Origin of the sequence: Janthinobacterium fluminis (genome assembly GCF_028595325.1) — a bacterium.
Classification (GTDB): domain Bacteria; phylum Pseudomonadota; class Gammaproteobacteria; order Burkholderiales; family Burkholderiaceae_D; genus Janthinobacterium; species Janthinobacterium fluminis.
In genome coordinates this window covers 500,117-521,196 of record NZ_JAQQXR010000003.1, presented here as the reverse complement: position 1 = coordinate 521,196, position 21,080 = coordinate 500,117, and the positions used below count along the sequence as shown (strand labels likewise).

The 21,080-nt window shown below is 65.9% G+C and carries 17 protein-coding genes; 5 read left to right on the top strand and 12 right to left on the bottom strand.

Annotated elements, in window-relative coordinates; translation table 11 throughout:
- Positions 1–65 precede the first annotated feature (65 nt).
- Positions 66–494 (top strand): Cd(II)/Pb(II)-responsive transcriptional regulator, encoded by a 429-nt coding sequence (cadR, locus tag OIK44_RS10865; RefSeq protein WP_273670763.1) that lies wholly within the window; start codon positions 66–68, stop codon positions 492–494.
- On the opposite strand, the gene dmeF is transcribed toward cadR, so the two are convergent.
- From dmeF to gstA, 4 genes are all read right to left on the bottom strand, one after another.
- The gene (dmeF, locus tag OIK44_RS10860; RefSeq protein WP_273670762.1) at positions 479–1,450 is read right to left on the bottom strand and encodes a CDF family Co(II)/Ni(II) efflux transporter DmeF; all 972 of its coding nucleotides are present in this window, start codon (positions 1,448–1,450) and stop codon (positions 479–481) included. The genes cadR and dmeF overlap by 16 nt on opposite strands.
- Positions 1,440–1,646, bottom strand: coding sequence for a DUF1289 domain-containing protein (locus OIK44_RS10855; protein WP_273670761.1), 207 nt, complete (start codon positions 1,644–1,646; stop codon positions 1,440–1,442). The genes dmeF and OIK44_RS10855 overlap by 11 nt, the downstream gene beginning before the upstream one ends.
- A gap of 9 nt (positions 1,647–1,655) precedes the next feature.
- A complete protein-coding gene (locus OIK44_RS10850) occupies positions 1,656–1,934 on the bottom strand; it encodes a metal/formaldehyde-sensitive transcriptional repressor (protein WP_273670760.1) in 279 nt (92 codons plus the stop codon).
- Between the two features lie 78 nt (positions 1,935–2,012).
- A complete protein-coding gene (gene gstA / locus OIK44_RS10845) occupies positions 2,013–2,654 on the bottom strand; it encodes a glutathione transferase GstA (protein ID WP_273670759.1) in 642 nt (213 codons plus the stop codon).
- A 133-nt stretch (positions 2,655–2,787) separates the two neighbouring features.
- Between gstA and OIK44_RS10840 the strand changes: the two genes are divergently transcribed.
- Complete coding sequence (locus tag OIK44_RS10840; protein WP_273670840.1) at positions 2,788–3,117, top strand: winged helix-turn-helix transcriptional regulator; 330 nt, start codon at positions 2,788–2,790, stop codon at positions 3,115–3,117.
- A gap of 115 nt (positions 3,118–3,232) precedes the next feature.
- Here OIK44_RS10840 and ssb read toward each other — a convergent pair whose 3' ends face one another.
- Entirely contained in the window at positions 3,233–3,772 is a 540-nt protein-coding gene (gene ssb, locus OIK44_RS10835; protein WP_273670758.1) for a single-stranded DNA-binding protein, read from the bottom strand.
- Positions 3,773–4,147: 375 nt separating this feature from the next.
- Between ssb and uvrA the strand changes: the two genes are divergently transcribed.
- Positions 4,148–6,994, top strand: coding sequence for an excinuclease ABC subunit UvrA (uvrA, locus tag OIK44_RS10830; protein ID WP_273670757.1), 2,847 nt, complete (start codon positions 4,148–4,150; stop codon positions 6,992–6,994).
- Positions 6,995–7,114: 120 nt separating this feature from the next.
- Here the strand turns inward: uvrA and OIK44_RS10825 are convergent, their stop codons facing one another.
- Positions 7,115–8,980: a phosphoenolpyruvate carboxykinase (GTP) gene (locus OIK44_RS10825; protein ID WP_273670756.1), complete on the bottom strand. Its 1,866-nt coding sequence runs from the start codon at positions 8,978–8,980 to the stop codon at positions 7,115–7,117.
- Between the two features lie 352 nt (positions 8,981–9,332).
- On the opposite strand from OIK44_RS10825, the gene OIK44_RS10820 reads away from it, so the two are divergent.
- Positions 9,333–10,334: a D-2-hydroxyacid dehydrogenase family protein gene (locus OIK44_RS10820; protein ID WP_273670755.1), complete on the top strand. Its 1,002-nt coding sequence runs from the start codon at positions 9,333–9,335 to the stop codon at positions 10,332–10,334.
- Positions 10,335–10,346: 12 nt separating this feature from the next.
- Here the strand turns inward: OIK44_RS10820 and OIK44_RS10815 are convergent, their stop codons facing one another.
- On the bottom strand, positions 10,347–11,102 hold the full coding sequence (locus tag OIK44_RS10815; RefSeq protein WP_273670754.1) for an L-asparaginase: 756 nt from the start codon (positions 11,100–11,102) through the stop codon (positions 10,347–10,349).
- A gap of 164 nt (positions 11,103–11,266) precedes the next feature.
- On the opposite strand from OIK44_RS10815, the gene OIK44_RS10810 reads away from it, so the two are divergent.
- Positions 11,267–11,752, top strand: a complete 486-nt coding sequence (locus OIK44_RS10810) for an asparaginase domain-containing protein (protein WP_273670753.1) — start codon at positions 11,267–11,269, stop codon at positions 11,750–11,752.
- A 63-nt stretch (positions 11,753–11,815) separates the two neighbouring features.
- On the opposite strand, the gene OIK44_RS10805 is transcribed toward OIK44_RS10810, so the two are convergent.
- The 5 genes from OIK44_RS10805 to OIK44_RS10785 form a co-directional block, all read right to left on the bottom strand.
- Positions 11,816–12,712, bottom strand: coding sequence for a recombination-associated protein RdgC (locus OIK44_RS10805; RefSeq protein ID WP_273670752.1), 897 nt, complete (start codon positions 12,710–12,712; stop codon positions 11,816–11,818).
- 141 nt (positions 12,713–12,853) lie between these two features.
- Positions 12,854–13,963 (bottom strand): ABC transporter permease, encoded by a 1,110-nt coding sequence (locus OIK44_RS10800; protein WP_273670751.1) that lies wholly within the window; start codon positions 13,961–13,963, stop codon positions 12,854–12,856.
- Entirely contained in the window at positions 13,956–14,858 is a 903-nt protein-coding gene (locus tag OIK44_RS10795) for an ABC transporter ATP-binding protein (protein ID WP_273670750.1), read from the bottom strand. The genes OIK44_RS10800 and OIK44_RS10795 overlap by 8 nt, the downstream gene beginning before the upstream one ends.
- A 46-nt stretch (positions 14,859–14,904) precedes the next feature.
- Complete coding sequence (locus OIK44_RS10790) at positions 14,905–16,551, bottom strand: condensation domain-containing protein (protein ID WP_273670749.1); 1,647 nt, start codon at positions 16,549–16,551, stop codon at positions 14,905–14,907.
- Positions 16,548–21,062 (bottom strand): type I polyketide synthase, encoded by a 4,515-nt coding sequence (locus OIK44_RS10785; protein ID WP_273670748.1) that lies wholly within the window; start codon positions 21,060–21,062, stop codon positions 16,548–16,550. The genes OIK44_RS10790 and OIK44_RS10785 overlap by 4 nt, the downstream gene beginning before the upstream one ends.
- Between the last annotated feature and the right edge of the window lie 18 nt (positions 21,063–21,080).

Here is a 21,080-nt window from a genome sequence, read left to right as displayed (position 1 = left end):
ATTGGTGTATTCTGTATTAGAAACCCTGTAGTCGCTACAGGGTCAAGCGGAATATGGAAAACGCAATGAAAATAGGCGAACTGGCGAAACGCACGGGCTGCGACGTCGAAACTGTCAGGTATTACGAGAAATCCGGCCTGCTCGACGAGCCGGCCAGGAACGCGGCCGGCTACCGGGAATACCAGGACGAGCACCAGGAACGCCTGCAATTCATCCGCCACTGCCGCTCGCTGCAGATCGGCCTGGCCGAGATCCGCCTGTTGCTGGCCTTGAAGAGCAATCCGGCGGCGGGCTGCGAAGGGGTCAACGACTTGCTCGACCACCACATCGAGCGGATACAGGGGCAGATGGAGGCACTGCGCACGCTACAAGGGCAATTGCAAGCCCTGCGCCACCAGTGCGCGGCGCCGCAATCGATCCAGCAATGCGCAATCATGCAAAGCCTGTCGGAAGGCAGCGACAGCCACGACTGCGCCTGTCACGCGGCCGGCTGAGGGGCGAGCGGCTCGCGGTAGTGAATCTCGATGGTCGTGTGCACCACCTCCCCATGCTCGGCGATCTGGCCGCGGATGGCGGCGGCCGTCAGCGAGCGGTCGCTGGTGACGACGCTGAGCGCGCATGCATACGCCTGCTTGCCGACCCGCCACACATGCAGGTCGACGACCACGGTTGAGCCGGACTCGACCACCTCGCGGATCTCGTCGACCACCGGATGGTCCATTTCCCGGTCCAGCAGCACCTTTCCCGTTTGCACGATCAGCCCCTTGGCCCAGACGGCCACCAGCGCGGCGCCGACGATGCCTATCGCCGGATCAAGCCAGACCCATCCATAAATCCAGCCCCCCGCCAGCGCGCCGATGGCCAGTACCGACGTGGCGGCGTCGGCGATGACGTGGACATAGGCCGACTTCAGGTTCAGGTCGTGATGCTCGCCGTGGCCGTGATGGTGGCCGTCGTCATCGTCATGGTGGTGGTGATGGTGCGCGCCGCCCAAAATGAAGGCGCAGACGATATTCACGAACAGGCCCAGCGCCGCGACCAGCATCGCCTCACGGTAATGGATGGGCTGGGGCGCCAGCAGGCGCTCGACGGAACCGAACACCATCAGCGCGGCGATCCCCATCAAGAACAGCGCACTGGCGAAGCCGGCCAACACCTCGATCTTCCACGTGCCGAAAGCGAAGCGCGGGTCGCGCGCGTACTTGCGCGCGGCCGCATAGGCGAAGGCGCTCAGGCCGATCGCCAGCGCATGCGAACTCATGTGCCAGCCATCGGCCAGCAGCGCCATCGAATTGAAGCAATAACCGGCGCCGATTTCGGCGGCCATCATCACCAGCGTAATCCACATGACGGTGCGGGCGCCGCGCTCGGCGGCATGGTTGCCGGCGTCGAACACATGCTCGTGACGCCAGGCGGACAGATTGTCGCGCTGCGGCTGGCTAGTCGTCATGCATTTCCTCCCGAACGGGCAAGGCGCGCCCGACCTTCTTCTTGCGCCGGGCGCTGTCGTTGATAATTTGATGCCGCTTAAAATCGGTCATCTTCTTCCAGCCTCGGGCTTCCTCGAGCGTGCGGAAACAGCCGACGCACAAACCCGTCGGGCCGTCGAAGGAGCATAGCTCGATACAGGGCGATTTCAATGCCATCCTACGCCCCTACTTCAGATAAGTGCGGATAACGTCGATCAACTCGTCGGCCCCCTGGGCGCGCTCGGCGTCGCTGACGATGGCGGGACTGGCGACATGCTCGCGGATATGGTCCTCGATGACCTCGCCCATCAGCCCATTGATCGCGCCGCGCGTGGCGGCGATCAATTGCAAGACTTCGGCGCAGCCGCTTTCGCCCTCCAGCGCCCGCTCAATCGCCTCCACCTGGCCGCGCAAGCGGCGCACCCGGTTCAGCAGTTTGGTCTTCTCTCGTGATGTGTGCCCCATGATGCTCCCCTGAATCTCAAATTACTATAGGGGGGTATACTATCATGCCACAAGGTTCTGCCTGCCAGGACAATCGCGCTAGGACACGGCGCGGCACAATCCTTCTTCACGCAGCGCTTTCTGAACGGAAGGCCGTTCACGCACACGTTCATACCAGGCGCGCAGATTGTCGAGGTTATCGAAGTGGATATCGGCCTTGTAATAGGATTTCAACCACGGTGCTTGTCCCCAGCCGGTCAAGGCGAACAAATAGGCATCAGCGACGCTGAACGTATCGCCAAGGAGGTACTGGCGATTGGCAAGTTGCTCATTAATCCATTCGTAGCGCTTCTCCAGTTTAGGCTTGGCCGTGTCTACGTACTTGCCAGCAAGCACAGCATACAGAAGGGGGATATAGCCCTTATGTACCTCCGACGTCAAAAAGCTCAACCATTCCTGCAACTGGTAACGCTCGAAGGTGCCGTTCGGCGGGGCCAGGTTCAGCTCAGGCTTCAGGTCGGCCAGATACTGGACAATGGCCGGTCCTTCGCGCAACACCCTCCCATCGTCAAACTCCAGGGCCGGGACATAACCGAAGGGATTCACCTCATAGAAATTGGCCCCGTTTTCCGTCGTATGAGTCTTATGCTCGACTTTAATCAGCGGAACATCGAGGCCGAGTTCGTTGAGGATGATGTGCGGGGAAAGCGAGCAACTCGCAGGCATATAGTAAAACTTCATAGTGACTCCGTTAGGGGCAGCTTCGAATTGAGGTGCCATGCATCCTATTATTGGGCACTAAGGATAAAAACGGAAGAAGGCACTATAATGTCATATAGGTACATTTTTTATACTTAACTCTAAGGGTGTCATGATGAAGGAGAGCGTGACTGGATGCTCGATTGAAGAGGCAATGCGCCTACTGGGTGGGCGATGGAGACTATTGCTGGTTTCGTATCTTATAGACGGGCCTAAGCGCTTTAACGAACTGCGGCGCGATATTCCCAACATCTCGCAGCGCATGCTTACATTAGACCTCAGGGCCTTGGAGAATGCTGGGCTCGTCACGAGAACGATTTACCCAACGGTGCCTGTCAAAGTTGAATATGCGCTGACTTCCGATGGCCAACGATTGCTGCCGGTCGTCGACGTGATGAAGGGCTTCGGACTGTGGCTTAAGGAACAGGGAAGCGCGACATCGTAGTTGCCAGCGGGAGTTCGGCAAGCCCGATGTGCTCAATATAAAAACGAGAATAAGAAAAATGCCCTGCAAATCAAAGACTTGCAGGGCATAGTTTCCAGAATCAAGTTGACCTGGTTTAGAACGGAATGTCGTCGTCCATGTCCGAGAAGTTCGGCGCCGGCTTCGGTGCCGGGCGCGGTGCCGGCGCAGGAGCCTGCTGCTGGCGCGGCGCTGGCGCCGGACGGCTGTTTTCATACGAACCGCCGCCACCCGACGATGCCGGACGGCTGTTCTCGTAGGAACCGCCACCGTCATCCATCCCGTCGCCGCCGCCCATGCCCTGGCGTCCGCCCAGCATTTGCATTTGTTCGGCGACGATGTCGGTCGCATACTTCTCGACGCCGTCCTTGTCCGTGTACTTGCGGGTCTGCAGGCGGCCTTCGACGTAGACCGACGAGCCTTTTTTCAGGTATTGGCCGGCGATTTCTGCCAGGCGGCCGAAGAAGGAGATGCGGTGCCACTCCGTCGTTTCTTTTTGCTCGCCGGTGTTGCGGTCTTTCGAGCGGTACGAAGTCGCAACGGCAATGTTGGCGATGGCGTCGCCGCTTGGCATGTAACGGATTTCCGGATCGCGGCCCAAGTTGCCGACGATGATGACTTTGTTGACTGATGCCATGAATAACTCCTGTTGAACTGCAGCGGGAGCCCCGCGCGTTAGTTTTACTAGACGGCGATTATAAGCCACTCAATCATGCAAGGCGATCTTTTTGCCACGCGAACGCGCCCTCTGGCGGCCGGCAATGTCGCCAAACATTTTTCTGTCGCGCTGGAAACAACGGCAATGAATACTGGTATTATATACAGTATTTAGCGCCAGACAGGCCATATTGATCAAGGATTGTCGATGCGCCCATCCGGCCTGCGCCATGCCGGCGGCAGGCGGGCCGGTCAAAACCCGGCTATAGTGTCAGGTTGACCCGTTTTGGCCCGTTATCGCTGGTTTTGGCGCGCGCCGGCCTCGCATTACCTCATGAAAGCAAGGCAAACAATAATGGAACAGATCCGCATCCGCGGTGCTCGCACGCACAACTTAAAGAACATCAATCTCGACCTGCCCCGCAACAAGCTGATCGTGATTACCGGCCTGTCCGGTTCCGGCAAGTCTTCGCTGGCGTTCGATACGCTGTACGCCGAGGGCCAGCGCCGCTATGTCGAGTCTTTGTCTGCCTACGCGCGCCAATTCCTGCAATTGATGGAAAAACCGGATGTCGACCTGATCGAGGGCCTGTCGCCCGCCATTTCCATCGAGCAAAAAGCCACTTCGCACAATCCCCGTTCGACGGTCGGCACCGTCACGGAAATCCACGACTATCTGCGCCTGCTGTACGCGCGCGTCGGCACGCCCTACTGCCCGGACCACCCGGAAAACGCGCTGGCCGCCCAGTCCGTCTCGCAAATGGTCGACGCCGTGCTGGCGATGCCGGAAGACACCAAGCTGATGATACTGGCGCCCGTCGTCGCCAACCGCAAGGGCGAGCACGCCGACCTGTTCGAGCAGATGCAGGCGCACGGCTTCGTGCGCTTCCGCGTGCAAAGCGGCACGCACGACGCGAAGATCGTCGAGATTGACGACTTGCCGAAGCTGAAGAAGACGGAAAAGCACACGATCGACGTGGTGATCGACCGCGTCAAGGTCAATCCGGAGATCAAGCAGCGCCTGGCCGAAAGCTTCGAGACGGCGCTGCGCCTGGCCGACGGCCGCGCGGTGGCGCTGGAAATGGACAGCGGCAAGGAAACCATGTTCTCGAACAAGTTCGCCTGCAATGTCTGCGGCTATTCGCTGCAGGAGCTGGAGCCGCGCCTGTTCTCGTTCAACAATCCGATGGGCGCCTGCCCCGAATGCGACGGCCTGGGCCACATCGAGTTCTTCGACCCGAAACGCATCGTCGCCTTCCCCAACCTGTCGCTGGCGTCCGGCGCCGTCAAGGGCTGGGACCGCCGCAACCAGTTCTATTTCCAGATGCTGGCGAGCCTGGCCTCGTTCTACGAGTTCGACCTCGACCTGCCGTTCGAGCAGTTGCCGGCGGCGGCCCAGCAAGTGGTGCTGTACGGCTCCGGCAAGCAGGCGATTCCCTTTTCCTACGTCAACGAACGGGGCCGCACGGTCATCAAGGAACATGTCTTCGAGGGCGTCGTCAACAATCTGTCGCGGCGCTACCGCGAGACGGATTCGATGGCCGTCAAGGAGGAGCTGGCGAAGTTCATCAACGAGAAGCAATGCCCGTCCTGCCACGGCGCCCGCCTGCGCGTTGAGGCCCGCTATGTCAAGGTCGGCAGCGGCAAGCAGGAGCGCGCGATCTACGAGCTGGCGGCGAAACCGCTGCGCCAGGCCCTGAGCTTCTTCGAGGAGTTGGTGCTGACGGGGGCGAAGAAGGAAATCGCCGACCGGGTCGTCAAGGAAATCATTTCCCGCCTCAAGTTCTTGAACAACGTCGGCCTCGACTACCTGTCGCTGGACCGCAGCGCCGACACCCTGTCCGGCGGCGAGGCGCAGCGCATCCGCCTGGCCTCGCAGATCGGCTCCGGCTTGACGGGCGTCATGTACGTGCTCGACGAGCCGTCGATCGGCCTGCACCAGCGCGACAATGACCGCCTGATCGAGACGCTCAAGCATTTGCGCGACATCGGCAACAGCGTGCTCGTCGTCGAGCATGACGAGGACGCGATCCGCACCGCCGACTACGTCGTCGACATGGGCCTGGGCGCGGGCGTGCACGGCGGCGAGATCATCGCCGAGGGCACGCTGGAAGACATCCTGGGCAACCAGAATTCGCTGACGGCCAAGTACTTGAACGGCACGCTGAAAATCGCCGTGCCGGCGCAGCGCCACCCGTCGAATCCGGCCAAGCAGCTGACGATCACCGGCGCCACCGGCAACAACCTGAAGAACGTCTCGCTGAGCCTGCCCGTCGGCCTGCTGACCTGCGTCACCGGCGTGTCCGGCTCGGGCAAGTCCTCGCTGGTCAACGACACGCTGTATCCGGCCCTGTCGCGCCACCTGTACGGCTCGCAGACGGAGCCGGCGCCGCACGACGCGATCAGCGGCCTGGAGCATTTCGACAAGGTCATCGCCGTCGACCAGGCGCCGATCGGCCGCACGCCGCGCTCGAACCCGGCCACCTACACCGGCCTGTTCACGCCGATCCGCGACCTGTTCGCCTCGGTGCCGACGGCCAAGGAGCGCGGCTACAGCGCGGGCCGCTTCTCCTTCAACGTCAAGGGCGGCCGCTGCGAGGCTTGCCAGGGCGACGGCGTCATCAAGGTCGAGATGCACTTCCTGCCGGACGTCTATGTGCCTTGCGACGTCTGCCACGGCAAGCGCTACAACCGCGAAACGCTGGAAGTGCACTACAAGGGCAAGAGCATTACCGAGGTGCTCGGCATGACGGTCGAAGAGGCGCACCTCTTCTTCAAGCCGGTGCCCCTGATCGCGCGCAAGCTGCAAACCCTGCTCGACGTCGGCCTCGGCTACATCCGCCTGGGCCAGAGCGCGACCACGCTGTCGGGCGGCGAGGCGCAGCGCGTCAAGCTGTCGCTGGAGCTGTCCAAGCGCGACACCGGCCGCACCCTGTACATCCTCGACGAGCCCACCACGGGCCTGCATTTCCACGACATCGACCTGCTGCTGAAAGTGATACACCGCCTGCGCGACCAGGGCAACACCCTCGTCATCATCGAGCACAACCTGGACGTCATCAAGACGGCCGACTGGCTGGTCGACCTGGGGCCGGAAGGCGGCGCCGGAGGCGGCCAGATCATCGCCAGCGGCACGCCGGAAGACGTGGCGAAGAATCCCGCCAGCGTGACGGGGCGCTACCTGGGGCCTTTGCTGAAGTAAACAAGCTGGGGACAGACCACGATTTCCGAGAAATACTTTCTCGGAAATCGTGGTCTGTCCCCAAGGGTCAAAAAAAACGGCGCGTATCAACACGCGCCGTTTTTTATTTGTCACGCCAGCTTAGTTGGCCAGGCGCTTTTCCAGCTGCGCCTTGGTGGCCACCAGCGCTTGCGGCAGGTGGTATTCCAGGCGCTCGAACAGTTCCGTGTGCAATTTCAGCTCTTCCAGCCACGCCGCCTTGTCGATCGAGGTGATGGTGTCGAACTGCGCTTGCGTGAACGGCAGGCCGTCCCAGTTCAGGTCGCCAAACTGCGGCGTCGTGCCGAAGACGTTTTCCACGCCGCCGGCACTGCCTTCTATGCGCTCCAGCATCCATTTCAGCACGCGCATATTGTCGCCGAAGCCAGGCCAGACGAATTTGCCGCTGTCGTCGGTGCGGAACCAGTTGACGCAGTAGATCTTCGGCAGCGCGGCACTCTTGAGCGCGGCGATTTTCTCGCCCATGTTCAGCCAGTGCTGGAAGTAGTCGCTCATGTTGTAGCCGATGAAGGGCAGCATCGCGAACGGGTCGCGGCGCACGATGCCCATCTGGCCGGCGGCCGCGGCCGTCGTTTCCGAGCCCATCGTCGCGGCCATGTAGACCCCTTCCGTCCAGTTGCGCGCTTCGGTGACGAGCGGCACGGTGGTCGAGCGGCGGCCGCCGAAGATGAAGGCCGAGATCGGCACGCCGGCCGGGTCGTCCCAGGCCGCGTCGATCACAGGATTTTGCGTCGCCGCGACGGTGAAGCGCGCGTTCGGATGCGCCGCCTTGGTGCCGCCGGCCGGCGTCCAGTCCTTGCCCTGCCAGTCGATCAGGTGGGCCGGCGCTTCCTTGCTCAAGCCCTCCCACCAGACGTCGCCGTCGTCGGTCAGCGCGACGTTGGTGAAGATGGTGTTTTCACGCATCGACGCCATGCAGTTGAAGTTGGTCTTTTCATTCGTGCCCGGCGCCACGCCGAAGTAGCCGGCTTCCGGATTGATCGCGTACAAGCGGCCGTCGGCGCCCGGCTTGATCCAGGCGATGTCGTCGCCGATGGTGGTCACTTTCCAGCCATTGAAGCTGGCCGGCGGGATCAGCATGGCGAAGTTGGTCTTGCCGCAGGCCGAGGGGAAGGCCGCCGCGACATAGTGCTTCTTGCCGGCGGGCGATTCGACGCCGAGGATCAGCATGTGTTCGGCCAGCCAGCCCGTGCCGCCGGCCTGGGCTTCCTGGTGGCCCATGTTCGAGGCGATGCGCAGGGCGAAGCATTTCTTGCCCAGCAGGGCGTTGCCGCCGTAACCGGAGCCGTAGGACCAGATTTCCCGGGTTTCAGGGAAGTGGACGATGTACTTGGTCGGGTTGCACGGCCATTTGACGTCCGCCTGGCCGGCCTTCAGCGGCGCGCCGACGCTGTGCACGCAAGGCACGAACTCGCCGTCCGTGCCCAGCACGTCGTAGACGGCGCGGCCCATGCGCGTCATGATCTTCATGTTGACGGCCACGTAAGGCGAATCGGACAGTTCCACGCCGATGTGGGCGATCGGCGAGCCCAGCGGACCCATCGAGAACGGCACCACGTACATCGTGCGGCCGGCCATGCAGCCGTCGAACAGGCCGTTGAGCGTGCCGCGCATCTCCGACGGCTCGGTCCAGTTGTTGGTCGGGCCGGCCTCTTCCTTGGTGGCCGAGCAGATGTAGGTGCGGTCTTCGACGCGCGCCACGTCGCTCGGGTCCGAGCAGGCCAGGTAGGAATTCGGGCGCTTCTCCGGGTTCAGCCGGGTCATCGTGCCGCCGGCGACCATTTCCGCGCACAGGCGGTCGTATTCGGCCTGCGAGCCGTCGCACCAGTAGATGCGGTCCGGCTTGGTCAGCGATGCAATGTCCGCAACCCAATTGATCAGTTTTTGTTGTTTAATGTAAGCTGGGACGTTGAGTGCTGCAACGCCACCCATGACGGGCTGATTCATAGTACCTCCAATGCCAATAAAGAAAACTTCTCGTGTTCCGGCACGGCAGGATCGTCGTCAGCCCTGTGGCTTGCGCTGCGGCCATTCGCGGGCGAATGGGAGTTGCGGTACGGCGGTCGTGTCGATTGCTTGCGTCCGGTGGACGCACACCCCAATGATGTGATCGGGCTGAAGGAACGTGTTGCGTGAACTCATACAAGGAATTCTAAAAATTGTCGGCGATTGTACACCTGCCAATATGCGTTTTACCCAAAAATGTAGGAGAAATGGTTGAGTAAAGTAGTAGGCTATTCAGCATTCGCCCAATCCCGTTATTTCCCTACCAAATTATTACCAAGATCGGCCAACTCCCATGAAAATTGCCATTCTCGATGATTATCAGGATTGCATCCGCGCACTCGACTGCTTCAAATTATTGGACGGGCACGAGGTCAAAGTGTTCAGCAACACGGTGCGCGGCGCCGGCCAGTTGGCGGTACGCCTGGCGCCCTACGACGCGCTGGTGCTGATCCGCGAGCGCACCAGACTGAACCGCGCGATGCTGGCCAAGCTGCCGAAGCTGAAGCTGATCTCGCAGACAGGCAAGGTGGCCGGCCACATCGACGTGGCGGCCGCAAGCGAGCTGGGCATTGCAATTGCCGAGGGCATAGGTTCGCCGACGGCGCCGGCCGAGCTGACCTGGGCGCTGATCATGGCGGCCCAGCGCAAGATCGTGCCCTACGCCAGCAATCTCAAGGACGGGCTGTGGCAGACCGTGTCGACCTACCAGCCGGTCAACACGCTGGGCAGCGTGCTCAAGGGCCGCACGCTGGCGATCTGGGGCTACGGCAAGATCGGCCAGTTGATCGCCGGCTACGGCCGCGCCTTCGGCATGCGGGTGCTGGTGTGGGGCAGCCAGGCCAGCCGCGACGCGGCGGTGGCGGCCGGCGACACGGCGGCGCCGTCGCGCCAGGCGTTTTTCGCCGAGGCCGACGTGCTCAGCCTGCATTTGCGTCTGAACGAGGCCACCCGCGGCATCGTCACGGCCGAGGATCTGGCGCAGATGAAGCCGACGGCGCTGTTCGTCAACACCAGCCGGGCCGAGCTGGTGGCGGACGGCGCCCTGGTCGCCGCTTTGCAGCAGGGCAAGCCGGGCGGCGCGGCGCTGGATGTGTTCGACACGGAGCCGCTGACGCCGGACTCGCCGCTGCTGCGCATGCCGAACGTGCTGGCCACGCCCCACCTCGGCTATGTCGAGAAAGATAGTTACGAGTTGTATTTCCAGTACGCGCTGCAGAACGTCGCCGACTTCGCCCTGGGCCGTTGCAGCCGGATACTCAATCCGGACTACGCGGCGAAGCAGCGGGTCGCATAGGCAGCGGCGGCCTCAGCGCAGCTCGGCCACGCCCGTCACCTTGATGGCGGGCGCCGGCACCACGTGCACGCCGCTCCACAGGCCGGCCCAGCCGGGCGGCCACGACAGCGCCGGCCCCGCGTAAGCCGGCAGCGTCGCGCGCACGGCGATCACCGGCACGGGCGGCGCCTGCGCCGGCAAGCCGCCGGCCGGACGCTGCATGTCGAGGCTGTACATATATCCCGGCAGCAAGGCGTCGCAGACGCCGGCGAACCAGGCCGTGTGGTCTTCGTCGCGCCCGAGCGCCCGCGCCAGGCCCTGCGGGTCGAACCTGGCCAGCGCGTGTATCAGTTCCTCCGTCGTCGCGCCGGGCGTGTCGCCCCAGCCCATCACCGGATTGACGTTGTAGTCGGCGCCCGAGCCGTACCAGCCCTCGCGCCACGGCCGCTGCATCCAGTCGCGCGGTCCGGTGAACAGGTGCCAGCGCCAGTGCAGGCCGGACGGCTTGGGCCAGGAGTACAGGTAGAGGCGCTCGTAACCGGCCTGGTGCAGCGCGCGCACCATCGCCATCAGGCGCGCGTGCGGCATGCGGTCGGGCGGCGCGCGGCGGAACAGGATCGCCTCGCCGTCGGCGAACTGCACCTCGTCGGTCGACAGATTCAAGTCCAGCGTGCGCGCCTCGCTGCCGAAGCGGGCGGCGATCCAGCCCGTCAGCAAATTCACGGACGTGATGACGCCGTAGCCGCGGTGGCGGTGGAAAATGACGGTTCCGGGGGCGAGCGCTTTCATATGGGCGGCATGGGCGGGTGAATCGGGCAAAGAAGCTAGTGTACCCACAGATCGGCCAACTTTCCAGACGGGCGCGGCGAACTGTATGACACCGCGCAGGCCCCACGGGCGCGGCGCTTCGCGTTATGATGCGCCTCATTCTCCACTGACATCGTGACCTCATCATGACACTGCGCATTCTCTCGACCGGCGGCACCTTCGACAAACACTACAATGAATTGAATGGCGTGCTCGGTTTCAGCGACAGCCACCTGCCCGTCGCCGTCGCCCGCGCCCGCATCACCGTGCCCGTCGCGCTGGAACAGTTGCCGCTGCTGGACTCGCTCGACATGGTCGACGCCGACCGCCAACGCATCCTCGCCTCGTGCGGCGCCGCCGCCGAGCGCGCCGTCGTCATCATCCACGGCACCGACACCATGCCGGAAACGGCCGCCGTGCTGGGCGCGGCCAAGCTCGACAAGACCCTGGTGCTGACCGGCGCGATGATCCCCTATGAAATCGCGAATTCGGACGCGCTGTTCAACCTCGGCTTTGCCTGCGGCGTCGCGCAAACCCTGGCCCCCGGCGTGTATGTGGCCATGAACGGGCAGATTTTCGCCTGGGACAATGTGCAAAAGAACCGCGCCGCCGGCGTGTTCCAGCCGCTGTAAACGGCACGGCCATGTAAAAAGCCCGCTGCGCGGGCTTTTTTGCGTGGCGGCGGCGCGGCGCGTTTAAGCGGTCGCTTCGCCGCCCAGCGCTTCGACGACGTCGGCCATCAACTTGCTCAGTTCGCCCGTCATCAGCATCACATCGCCGTCGAAACGCTCGTCGTCGTTCTTGGTGCTCGATTCCGTTTCCTTGATCACGTCGAGCGGCTTGATGCTCTTGATCGCCAGCGATTCGGTGAGCACGAAGGAAATTTTGTCGTTCCACGTCATCGCCAGGCGCGTACATTGCTTGCCCGCGGCGATGTGGCGGCGCACGTCGTCCGCCTCCAGCGTGTGGCGCACATAGCGCACGGTCGCCTTGCTTTCGCCGGTGGCGCGCAATTCCGTGTCCATGTCGACCGTGAAGCCGCTCGGGGCGTCGTCGGCCTGCAGCCACTCGGTCATCACGGCAACCGGCGAGCGCTGCACGCGCAGGCTTTCCAGCGGCAGCTTATCGACGGCTTTGAGCAGCAACTTGATCACTTCGTCGGCCTTCGCCGGGCTGGCGGCATCGACCACGAGCCAGCCGTTGACCGGGTCTATCCAGGTCCAGACGTTGCTGCGGATGCTGAACGCGCGCGGCAACAGCTCGTCGGCGACGCGCTCCTTGAGCTCCTTCATCGCTTTCTTGCCCGGGGCAAAGCCCTGGGCTTCTTCCATCTCGGCGGCGCGCGCCTTGGCCACCTGGTTGATGACGGTCGCCGGCAAGAGTTTCTTTTCCGTGCCGAGCAAGATCAACATCTGTTTATTGACGACGTGAACCAAGCTGCCGTTGTTGCGCGGCGAATCCCAACCCTGGCGCATCAGGTCCATGCTGGTGGCTGGCGTAAAGGTGTTCGACGCGAGCGCCGCTTCCAATTGTTCGGGGGTATATGCCCACGGAGCGGGCAGACGGTAAATCTGCAGATTCTTGAACCACATAGTTTTGTCTTCCGTTGTTTCACTATTGCCAGGGGAACGTCATTTTACACGCTCAGGCGGACGGAGGGACGTTGATGCATGCGCTCGTGGCAGGGGCGCCGGGAGCCCCTGCCTGCGGCTCCCGGCGCGGTGGTGCGGGGCTTAGTACCAGCGGAACACTTTAGCGCCGGTCAGGAAGGTCAGCAGGCCCGTGACGCTGAGGATGATGGCGGCGCGGGCGATGTCGGCCACGCCGGCGCCTTCGACGAAGACCATGCGCATGGCGTCGGCCAGGATGGTCAGCGGCAGGTACTGGATGATCTGCACCATCCATTCCGGGAAGTGCTTGTAGCTGAAGAAGATGCCGGAGAAGATCACCATGAACAGGATCGTCACCTCCAGCAGGCCGCTGGCCGTCTGCGCCTTCAGCGCGCGCGAGGCGGCCAGGATGGCGATGCCGGCGAAGCACAGATTGCCGGCGACGATCAGCAGCACGAAGGGCGCCAGCCCCCCCTGGGCGTGGACGTCGAAGTAGCTTTGCGCGAAGAAGTAGATGGCGAGGATTTCCGCGAAGCTGAACACGAAGCAGGCCAGCACGTGGGCGCCGAGGAAGTCGTGCTTGTTCATCGGCGTGATGCGCATCTGCCGCGTCACCTTGGTGGCGCGCTTCTCGATCAGCGTCCAGCCGACGGCGATCAGGCAGGTTTCCATGATGGCCATGCCGATCAGGCCCGGCACGAGGAAGTCGATGTAGCGCAGGCCGGGGCTTTCCAGCACCGACATATTCTTCTCGACCGCCTTGCTGAGGCCGTCGGGGTCGTCGCGCAGGAAGAAATAGGTCAGCATGGCGTCGCTGTTCTGCGGGTCGAGGAAGTACAGGTGTTTGCCGGACGCGTCGGGCTCGATGAACACTTGCACGTCGCCGCGCTTCAGGCCGCGCACCACGTCGTCGCGGCTGTTGTAGTACTTGAAGCGGTACTTGACCTTGACCAGGTGGGTGCGCTTGATCTCGCCGCTGTTGGCGATCGACGGCAGGGTGTGCTCTTTCGCCTCGACGCGGCCGGCCCAGGCCTTCAGCTCCGTCTGGGCGCGCACGTCGGCCGCCGGCAGCACGACGCCGACGACGCGCTCGTTGACGTCGGCCTCGGCGAAGGACACACCCAGCAGCCACACCAGCAACAGCGGGAAGCCGAAGGACCAGAAGAGGATTTGCGGCTCGCGCAGGTATTGGCGAAACTGGGTCGCCGTCAAATTAAACAGTGCATTATTCATGGAAACCTCGGCCGGCGATGGAAAGGAATAAATCGTCTAGTGTTTTCTTGCGTACTACAATTTGGTCGATGTCGACCTTGCGGTCCTGGACGAAGCGCGACAGGCGGAACAGGAAGTCGGTGCCGTTGTGGACCAGGATGCGGGCCTTCGACGAGGCCTGGTCGTACTGGTAGTGGATGACGTTGTCGTGGCTGGTCAAGTCGCCGCAGGCGGCCTCGTCGCGGACCCGGTATTCGACGATCTCGCCCGGCTCGTGCACCTGCAGCAGGTGCGCCAGCGTGCCCTGGGTCAGGATGCGGCCCTGGTGCATGATGCAGATGCGGTCGCACAGGTATTCGGCCTCCTCCATGTAGTGGGTGGTGAGGATCACCGTCGACTTGGTTTCCTGGTTCAGCCTGCGCAAGATGTCCCAGGTGCCGCGCCGCACCTGCGGGTCCAGGCCGGTGGTCGGTTCGTCGAGGATCAGCACTTCGGGCTGGTTCAGCACGGAGATCGCCAGCGCCAGCCGCTGCCGCTGGCCGCCGGACAGTTCCTCGACCAGGGCCTTGCGCTTGCCCAGCAGTTCGACCAGCTCCAGCACCTCCTCGCTGCGGCGGCGCGGCAGTTTGTAGAAGCTGCCGAACAGGTTGACCGTCTCGTCGACGCGCAGCTTGTTGATGAACAGCGGCTCCTGCAGCACGCCGGCCAGGCGCGTGCGCAGGAAAGCCTCGTCCTTGGCCCAGCCGCGCCCGAGGATGCGGATGCTGCCGCTGTCGGGCTTTTTCAAGCCCTCGATCATTTCCACCAGCGTCGTCTTGCCGGCGCCGTTGGGGCCCAGCAGGGCGATGAATTCGCCGCGGTGGATGTCCAGCGACACGTCGTTGACGGCGGTGAGGTCCTTGAAACGTTTCGTCACGCCCTTGAATTCAATGACTGCTTCTCTTGTTGTCGTATCCATTACCCTAGTTATCCATGTGGTTGAGTGCACTGTGCGGCGCCCGGCTGGCGGCGCGCAGCGCGGTCTGCACGGCGGCGAGCAACTGCTCGATGCCGTGCGCGTTGAGGTTCGAACAAACCATGCGGATGCTGGGCCGTTCCCGGCCCGTGTCGACGATGTAAAAATTAATGCTGTCCTCCTCCCAATTGCTGCTGGTGGCCTCGCTCAGCAACAAGCGCGTCGGGTCCTTCAATTGCTCGGCGTGCACGCCGCCGCCGGCGCCGCCATCCCGCTTGAACACGCTCTGCAGCATGTTCACGTTGATCACCGGGTCGGCGATGCCGCCGCGCGCGGCCCGCGCCGGCCTGGCGCGCAGGCGCGCGCGCCAGCCCGCTTCGGGCGGGAAGGGCTCCATGAACAGGAAGTCGGCCAGGAAGCGCGGGTACAGGCGGGCGCGCCGGAACAGCCGCGCAAACAGCCAGCCGGCGGCGCGGATCAAGCCCGTGTACAGGCGCGGGCTGTGGCGCCAGCGCTGCTCGGCCAGCACGCCGACCGGCACGCTCCACGGGCAATCCTTGTGCTCGTAGGCTTCCAGCACGCGCTGCCGGACCTCGCCCAGCACCTGCGCGAAGCTGGCGTCGGCGCCGAAGCTCAGCGGCACCGGCATGACGCGCAGCAGGGCCGCCATCAAGCCCTCGGTGCCGTTCTCCTCGCGGCTTTCCAGCACCGAGTTGAGCGTGAAGCGCGCCTGCGCCGTCACGCTGTGCACGGCGCAGCCGATGACGGCGATCAGGCACATCTGCAAGGTCGCCTTGTGGCGCCTGGCCAGCTCGCCCAGTTTTTCGAAGGAGTCGTCGGGGAAGGCGGCGTAGCAGTCGTGGTGCCGCAGCGCCCCCCGTTCGAGCAGCGCGTCGGGGAAGCGCGCATACGGATGCCCGCGCAACTGCCCGCGCCAGAACTGCAGGGCGCGCTCGCCGTGCATGGCGTTGCGCTGGCGCTCCCAGGCGACGAAGTCGGCGATCTGCAGCGTCTGCGCCCGCCCCGGCAGGCGGCCGTCGCCCTGCGCCAGGCGGCGGTAGGTGTCCATCAGCTGCTGCTCGAACAGGTGCACGGCGCCGCCGTCGGCGACGATGTGCGGGAAGCACAGCAGCATGACGTGGCTGGCCGCGCCGGTGCGCACCAGCTGGGCGCGCAGCAGCGGCGGCCGCGCCAGGTCGAACGGCGTGTCGACCATCTTGTGCGAGACGGCGCCGACCAGCGCGCCCAGCTCCGCCTCGTCCAGCGCCGAGCCGTCCAGGTAGGCCAGGTCGAAGGGCTGGAACGGCAGCACGCGCTGCAGCGGATTCCAGTCCGAGATGCTGGCGCGCAGCGATTCGTGCCGCTGCAGCATGTGGTTCAGCGCCTTTTCCATGGTGCGCACGTCGATCGCGCCGTCTATCATCAGGCGCGACAGGCTGTTGGCCGTGTCGCCCAGCGCCACATAGACGAACCAGAAGCACAGTTGCGCATAGCCGAGCGGGAAATCGCGGCCCTCGGGCGTGTGCAGCGCGACGATGCCGGCCTCGGCCGGGCCGGCCGCCACGCGCCAGCGGTCCAGATCGGCGACATTGTTCGGCGCCGCGCCGGCCGGCTCGCGCGCCGCGGCCGGCAGCGTCTGCGGCAGCGGCTTCATGACGGCTCCCCGACTGCCTGCGGCGCGCGCGCCGCGACGTTTTCGGCCAGCTGGGCGATGGTCGAGTTATCGTAAATGAGGCCGGTCGGCAGCGCCACCTTCAGCTTGCGCTTGATCTCGGCGATGATCTGCACCGCCATCAGCGAATGGCCGTTGAGCTCGAAGAAATCGTCGAACACGCCCAGCGGCGCGACGCCGATCTTGTCTTGCCAGATGTCGCGGATGCAGGCTTCGACGCCGTTGCGCGGCGCCACGAAGGCGGCCGCCAGGTCCGGCCGCGGATGGAAGCCGGCCGGCGCCGCGTCGGCGCCGCCGTCGGCGCCGTCCACGGCGTCGGCCGGCGCCGGCGCCGCCTCCGGCAGCGGCAGGCCGCGGGTCGAGGTGTAGCAATGGCTCAAGCCGCTGGCGAGCGCCCGCTCCAGCGCCGCCACGCCCTCGGCCGGCGTGATGCCGTGGCTGATGTAGCCAAGCTGGGCGGCGCCCAGGCTATTGACGGCCATGCCGACCTCCTGCCACGAATCCCAGCCCACGCTCAGGTAGCGGGTCGGGCCGCCGCGCGCCGCGCCGGCCAGGGCGAAGGCGTCCTCGAAGGCGTTGGCGGCGCAGTAGGCGACCTGGCCGACCGGCGCGATGTGCGCGGCCAGCGAGGAGCACAGCACGAAGCAGTCGAGCGCGTGGCGGCGCAGCAGACGGCCCAGCAACTGGGTGCCGGCCACCTTGGCGGCGAACACGGCCGCCGAGTCGGCCGCCGTGCGGCGCTGGATCAGCGCGCCGTCGGCGATGCCGGCCGAGTGGATCACGCCGTTGACGCGGCCCAGCCGCCGCTCGGCCCGGGCCAACCCGGCCTTCATCGCGCCGGCGTCGGCGATGTCGGCGCCGATCACGTGGACCTGCGCGCCGGCCGCGCCCAGCTCCTGCAGCAGCCGGATGCGCTGCGACTTGTCGTTGGACGGGTCGTGGCCGGCCAGCCAGGCCGCCCAGTCCGCCTCGGGCGGCACGCCGCCGCGCGAGGTCAGGATCAGGCGCGCGCGGTAGCGGCTGGCCAGGTGGCGCGCCAGCGTCGCGCCGATGCCGCCGAAGCCGCCCGTGATCAGGTACACGCCCTGCTGGCGGAAGGCCGGCGCGTGCCCGGCGTCGGGCAGCGGCACCGGCTCGACGGCCGGCACGAAGCGGCTGCGCCCGCGCAGCGCCACGCTGCCGGCGGCGCCGCCGTGCAGCTCCGCCAGCAGCGCCGCCAGGTCCAGCCGCGGCGCCCCGCCGAGGCGTTTTTTCGGCGGCAGCGGCAAGTCGATGCTCTTGCAGCGGATTTGCTCGAACTCCTTCGGCATCACGCGACAGACGCCGTCCAGCAGCGCCTTGGCCGGGTCGACGGCGCTGCCGCCGACGTCGTGCAGATGGCTGCTCAGCACATACAACTCGCAGCCGGCGCCGGCCGCCGACTGGGAAAACGCGCGGCCGATGTGCAGCAGGGTTTCAAACTGCGCGTAGTCGACGGCGGCGCCCGGCTTGGCCAGCGGCGTCACGCCCCAGCAGTTGACGATCTTCTCCGGCAGCGCCGCCTGGGCGGCCAGCCAGTCGAACAACTGCTCGACGTCCTTGCCGCTGCCGGGCCGCAGTTGCAGGCGCTGCGGCCCGAGCATGCGGAAGCGGCGGCCGGCGCGCACCAGCCAGACGCGCTGGCCGGCCGCCTCCAGCTCGCGCGCCAGCGCGCCGGCCAGGCCGCGCTGGTCCTCGAACAGCAGCCAGTTGCGCTGGCGCGGCGCGGCGGCGGCCGGCAGCGGCAGCGCCGCCTGGCGCCACACCGGCTGGTGGAACCATTGCGCCAGCGGCAGGCGCGCGCCGGCGGCAGGCGCCGCCTTGGCGCCCGCCACCTGCTCCAGCCAGTAGCGCTGGCGCTGGAAGGCGTAGGTCGGCAAGGGCACCTTGCGGCGCCGCTCGGCGCCGTAGAAGCCGCGCCAGTCGACGTGCACGCCCAGGCTCCACAACTGGCCCAGCACGCCGTACAGCACGGCCTCGTCGGCGGCGTGGCGCTTGATGTCGCGCACGCAGGCGAGCACCTGGGCGCGCCGCTCCGGCGGCAGCTGCTGCTCGGCCAGGCTGGCCAGCGTGCGGCCCGGCCCCACCTCCAGCAGCACGCTGGCCGGGTCGGCCAGCGCGCCGGCGACGCCGTCGGCGAAGCGCACCGGCGCGCGCAGCTGGCTCAGCCAGTACGCCGGCGAGACGGCCTGCTGCGCCGTGATCCAGGTGCCCGTCACGTTCGAGATGAAGGGGATCGCCGGCGCCTGCGGCACGATGCCATCGAAGGCGCGCCCGAACACCTCCAGGCAGGGCTCCATCATCGCCGAATGGAAGGCGTGGGCGCTGCGCAGGCGCCGCACCGCCACGTCGGCCTCCAGCAACGCCGCCTCGACGGCGTCGATGGCCGCGCCGGGGCCGGCGACGACGACCATCTGCGGCGCGTTCACGGCCGCCAGCGACACGCCCGGCAGCAGGTAGGGCGCCACCTCGGCCTCGCCGAGCGCCACCGACAGCATGGCCCCGGCCGGCATGGCGTCCATCGCGGCGGCGCGCGCCGCCACCAGCGCCAGCGCCTGCTCCGGCGTGAACACGCCGGCGACGCAGGCGGCCACGTATTCACCGATGCTGTGGCCGATGCATGCCTTCGGCCGCACGCCCCAGCCCATCAGCAACTGCGCCAGCGCGTACTCGACGACGAACAGGGCCGGCTGCGTGTAGCGGGTGCGCTGCAGCTCGCCCGGCGCCGCCTGGCTGGCGCCGGGGGGCGCGAACAGCAGCTCGCGGATATCGCGCCCCAGCAGCGGCAGCAGGATGGCGGCGCTGGCGTCGACGCTGCGGCGGAAGGCCGGCTCGGCCTCGTACAGGCCGCGCATCATGTCGGGATACTGCGTGCCCTGGCCGCTGAACATGAACACCACCGGGCGGTTGGCCAGGCGGCTGTGGCTGGGCGCCAGCGCCTGGCCCAGCTTGGCCAGCGCGTCGGCGCTGTCGCGGCACAGCACGGCGGCGCGGTACTCCAGCGCCGTGCGCCCGCTTTGCAGCGTGTAGGCGGCGTCGGCCAGGGCGGCCTCGCCGGCGTCCGCCAGCCAGGCGCGGAACTGGGCGATGTTGGCCTGCAGCGCGGCCTTGTTTTTGCCCGAGAAGCACAGCAGCTGCCACGGCCGCGACGGCCCCGACGGCGCCGCCGCGGCGGCCGATTCGAGGATCGCGTGGGCGTTCGTGCCGCCGATGCCGAAGGCGCTGACGCCGGCCCGCCGCACGGCGTCCTGCCACGGCCGGCGCGCGGCCGACACATAGAACGGCGTGTCGGCGAAGTCGATTTCCGGATTCGGCGCGTCGAAGTTGACGCTGGGCGGCAGCACCGCGTGGCGCAGCATGTGCACCACCTTGATGACGCCGGCCACGCCGGCGGCCGTGTCGGCGTGGCCGATGTTGGCCTTCACCGAGCCGAGCGCGCAGAAGCCGCGCCGTCCGGTGAAGTGGCGGTAAGCCTTGCTCAGCGCCGCCACCTCGACCGGATCGCCCAGGTGGGTGGCCGTGCCGTGCGCCTCGACGTAGCCGATCGACTCGGCCGGCACCCCGGCGGCGGCCAGCGCCTTCTTCACCACCTCGGCCTGGCCGTCCACGGACGGCGCCGTGAAGCCGACCTTCTGCGCGCCGTCGTTGTTGACGGCCGTGCCCTTGACGATGGCGTGCACGGTGTCGCCGTCGCGCAGCGCGTCGCTCAGGCGCTTCAGCACGACGACGCCGACGCCGTTGCTGGAAATCGTGCCGCACGCCTTGGCGTCGAAGCTGCGGCAGTGGCCGTCGCGCGACAGGATGCCGCCCTCGGCGTAGGCGTAGACGGACTTGTGCGGCACGCTGACGCGGGCGCCGCCGGCCAGCGCGACGTCGCAGTCGCCCGCCAGCAGCGACTGGCAGGCGTAGTGCAGCAGCACCAGCGAGGTCGAGCAGGCGGTGCCGACGACGATGGCGGGGCCGGTCAGGTTCAGCTTGTAGGAAACCCGGCTGGCCAGCAAGTCGTGGTTGTTTTCATACATCAGGTCCTGCAGCGAGACGTGGCGCAGCGCGGCCGGATTGTTGACCACGGTTTCCACCAGATAGCTGCTGGCCGAGGCGCCGGCGAACACGCCGATCTGGCCGTCGAACTGCTCCGGCGCGCAACCGGCGTGCTCCAGCGCCTGCCAGGCCGTTTCCAGGAACAGGCGGTGCTGCGGGTCCATCAGCTGCGCCTCCTTGGCGGCGTAGCCGAACAGGCCGGCGTCGAAGTGCTCGATGTCGTCGAGGAAGGCGCCGGAATTGACATACTCCGGCTGCGCCAGCTGCGCCGGGTCGACGCCGGCGGCGGCCAGTTCCTCCGGCGTCAGCGGGCGCACCGATTCCGTGCCCGCCTCGATGTTGCGCCAGTACTGGCCGATGTCGGCGGCGCCGGGATAGCGCCCGGCCATGCCGATGACGGCGATCTCCAGGCCGTTCTCCGTCTGCGTAGTCATGTCCATCTCTGTGTGGCC

What these genes read in the sequence shown, in the direction of transcription:
- ssb (WP_273670758.1), bottom strand. Translation starts at nt 3,772, where the DNA reads ATGGCATCAGTCAACAAAGTCATCATCGTCGGCAACTTGGGCCGCGAT.
- dmeF (WP_273670762.1), bottom strand. Translation starts at nt 1,450, where the DNA reads ATGACGACTAGCCAGCCGCAGCGCGACAATCTGTCCGCCTGGCGTCAC.
- OIK44_RS10825 (WP_273670756.1), bottom strand. Translation starts at nt 8,980, where the DNA reads ATGAATCAGCCCGTCATGGGTGGCGTTGCAGCACTCAACGTCCCAGCT.
- OIK44_RS10855 (WP_273670761.1), bottom strand. Translation starts at nt 1,646, where the DNA reads ATGGCATTGAAATCGCCCTGTATCGAGCTATGCTCCTTCGACGGCCCG.
- OIK44_RS10810 (WP_273670753.1), top strand. Translation starts at nt 11,267, where the DNA reads ATGACACTGCGCATTCTCTCGACCGGCGGCACCTTCGACAAACACTAC.
- OIK44_RS10820 (WP_273670755.1), top strand. Translation starts at nt 9,333, where the DNA reads ATGAAAATTGCCATTCTCGATGATTATCAGGATTGCATCCGCGCACTC.
- OIK44_RS10800 (WP_273670751.1), bottom strand. Translation starts at nt 13,963, where the DNA reads ATGAATAATGCACTGTTTAATTTGACGGCGACCCAGTTTCGCCAATAC.
- OIK44_RS10785 (WP_273670748.1), bottom strand. Translation starts at nt 21,062, where the DNA reads ATGACTACGCAGACGGAGAACGGCCTGGAGATCGCCGTCATCGGCATG.
- OIK44_RS10790 (WP_273670749.1), bottom strand. Translation starts at nt 16,551, where the DNA reads ATGAAGCCGCTGCCGCAGACGCTGCCGGCCGCGGCGCGCGAGCCGGCC.
- OIK44_RS10805 (WP_273670752.1), bottom strand. Translation starts at nt 12,712, where the DNA reads ATGTGGTTCAAGAATCTGCAGATTTACCGTCTGCCCGCTCCGTGGGCA.
- gstA (WP_273670759.1), bottom strand. Translation starts at nt 2,654, where the DNA reads ATGAAGTTTTACTATATGCCTGCGAGTTGCTCGCTTTCCCCGCACATC.
- uvrA (WP_273670757.1), top strand. Translation starts at nt 4,148, where the DNA reads ATGGAACAGATCCGCATCCGCGGTGCTCGCACGCACAACTTAAAGAAC.
- OIK44_RS10850 (WP_273670760.1), bottom strand. Translation starts at nt 1,934, where the DNA reads ATGGGGCACACATCACGAGAGAAGACCAAACTGCTGAACCGGGTGCGC.
- cadR (WP_273670763.1), top strand. Translation starts at nt 66, where the DNA reads ATGAAAATAGGCGAACTGGCGAAACGCACGGGCTGCGACGTCGAAACT.
- OIK44_RS10840 (WP_273670840.1), top strand. Translation starts at nt 2,788, where the DNA reads ATGAAGGAGAGCGTGACTGGATGCTCGATTGAAGAGGCAATGCGCCTA.
- OIK44_RS10815 (WP_273670754.1), bottom strand. Translation starts at nt 11,102, where the DNA reads ATGAAAGCGCTCGCCCCCGGAACCGTCATTTTCCACCGCCACCGCGGC.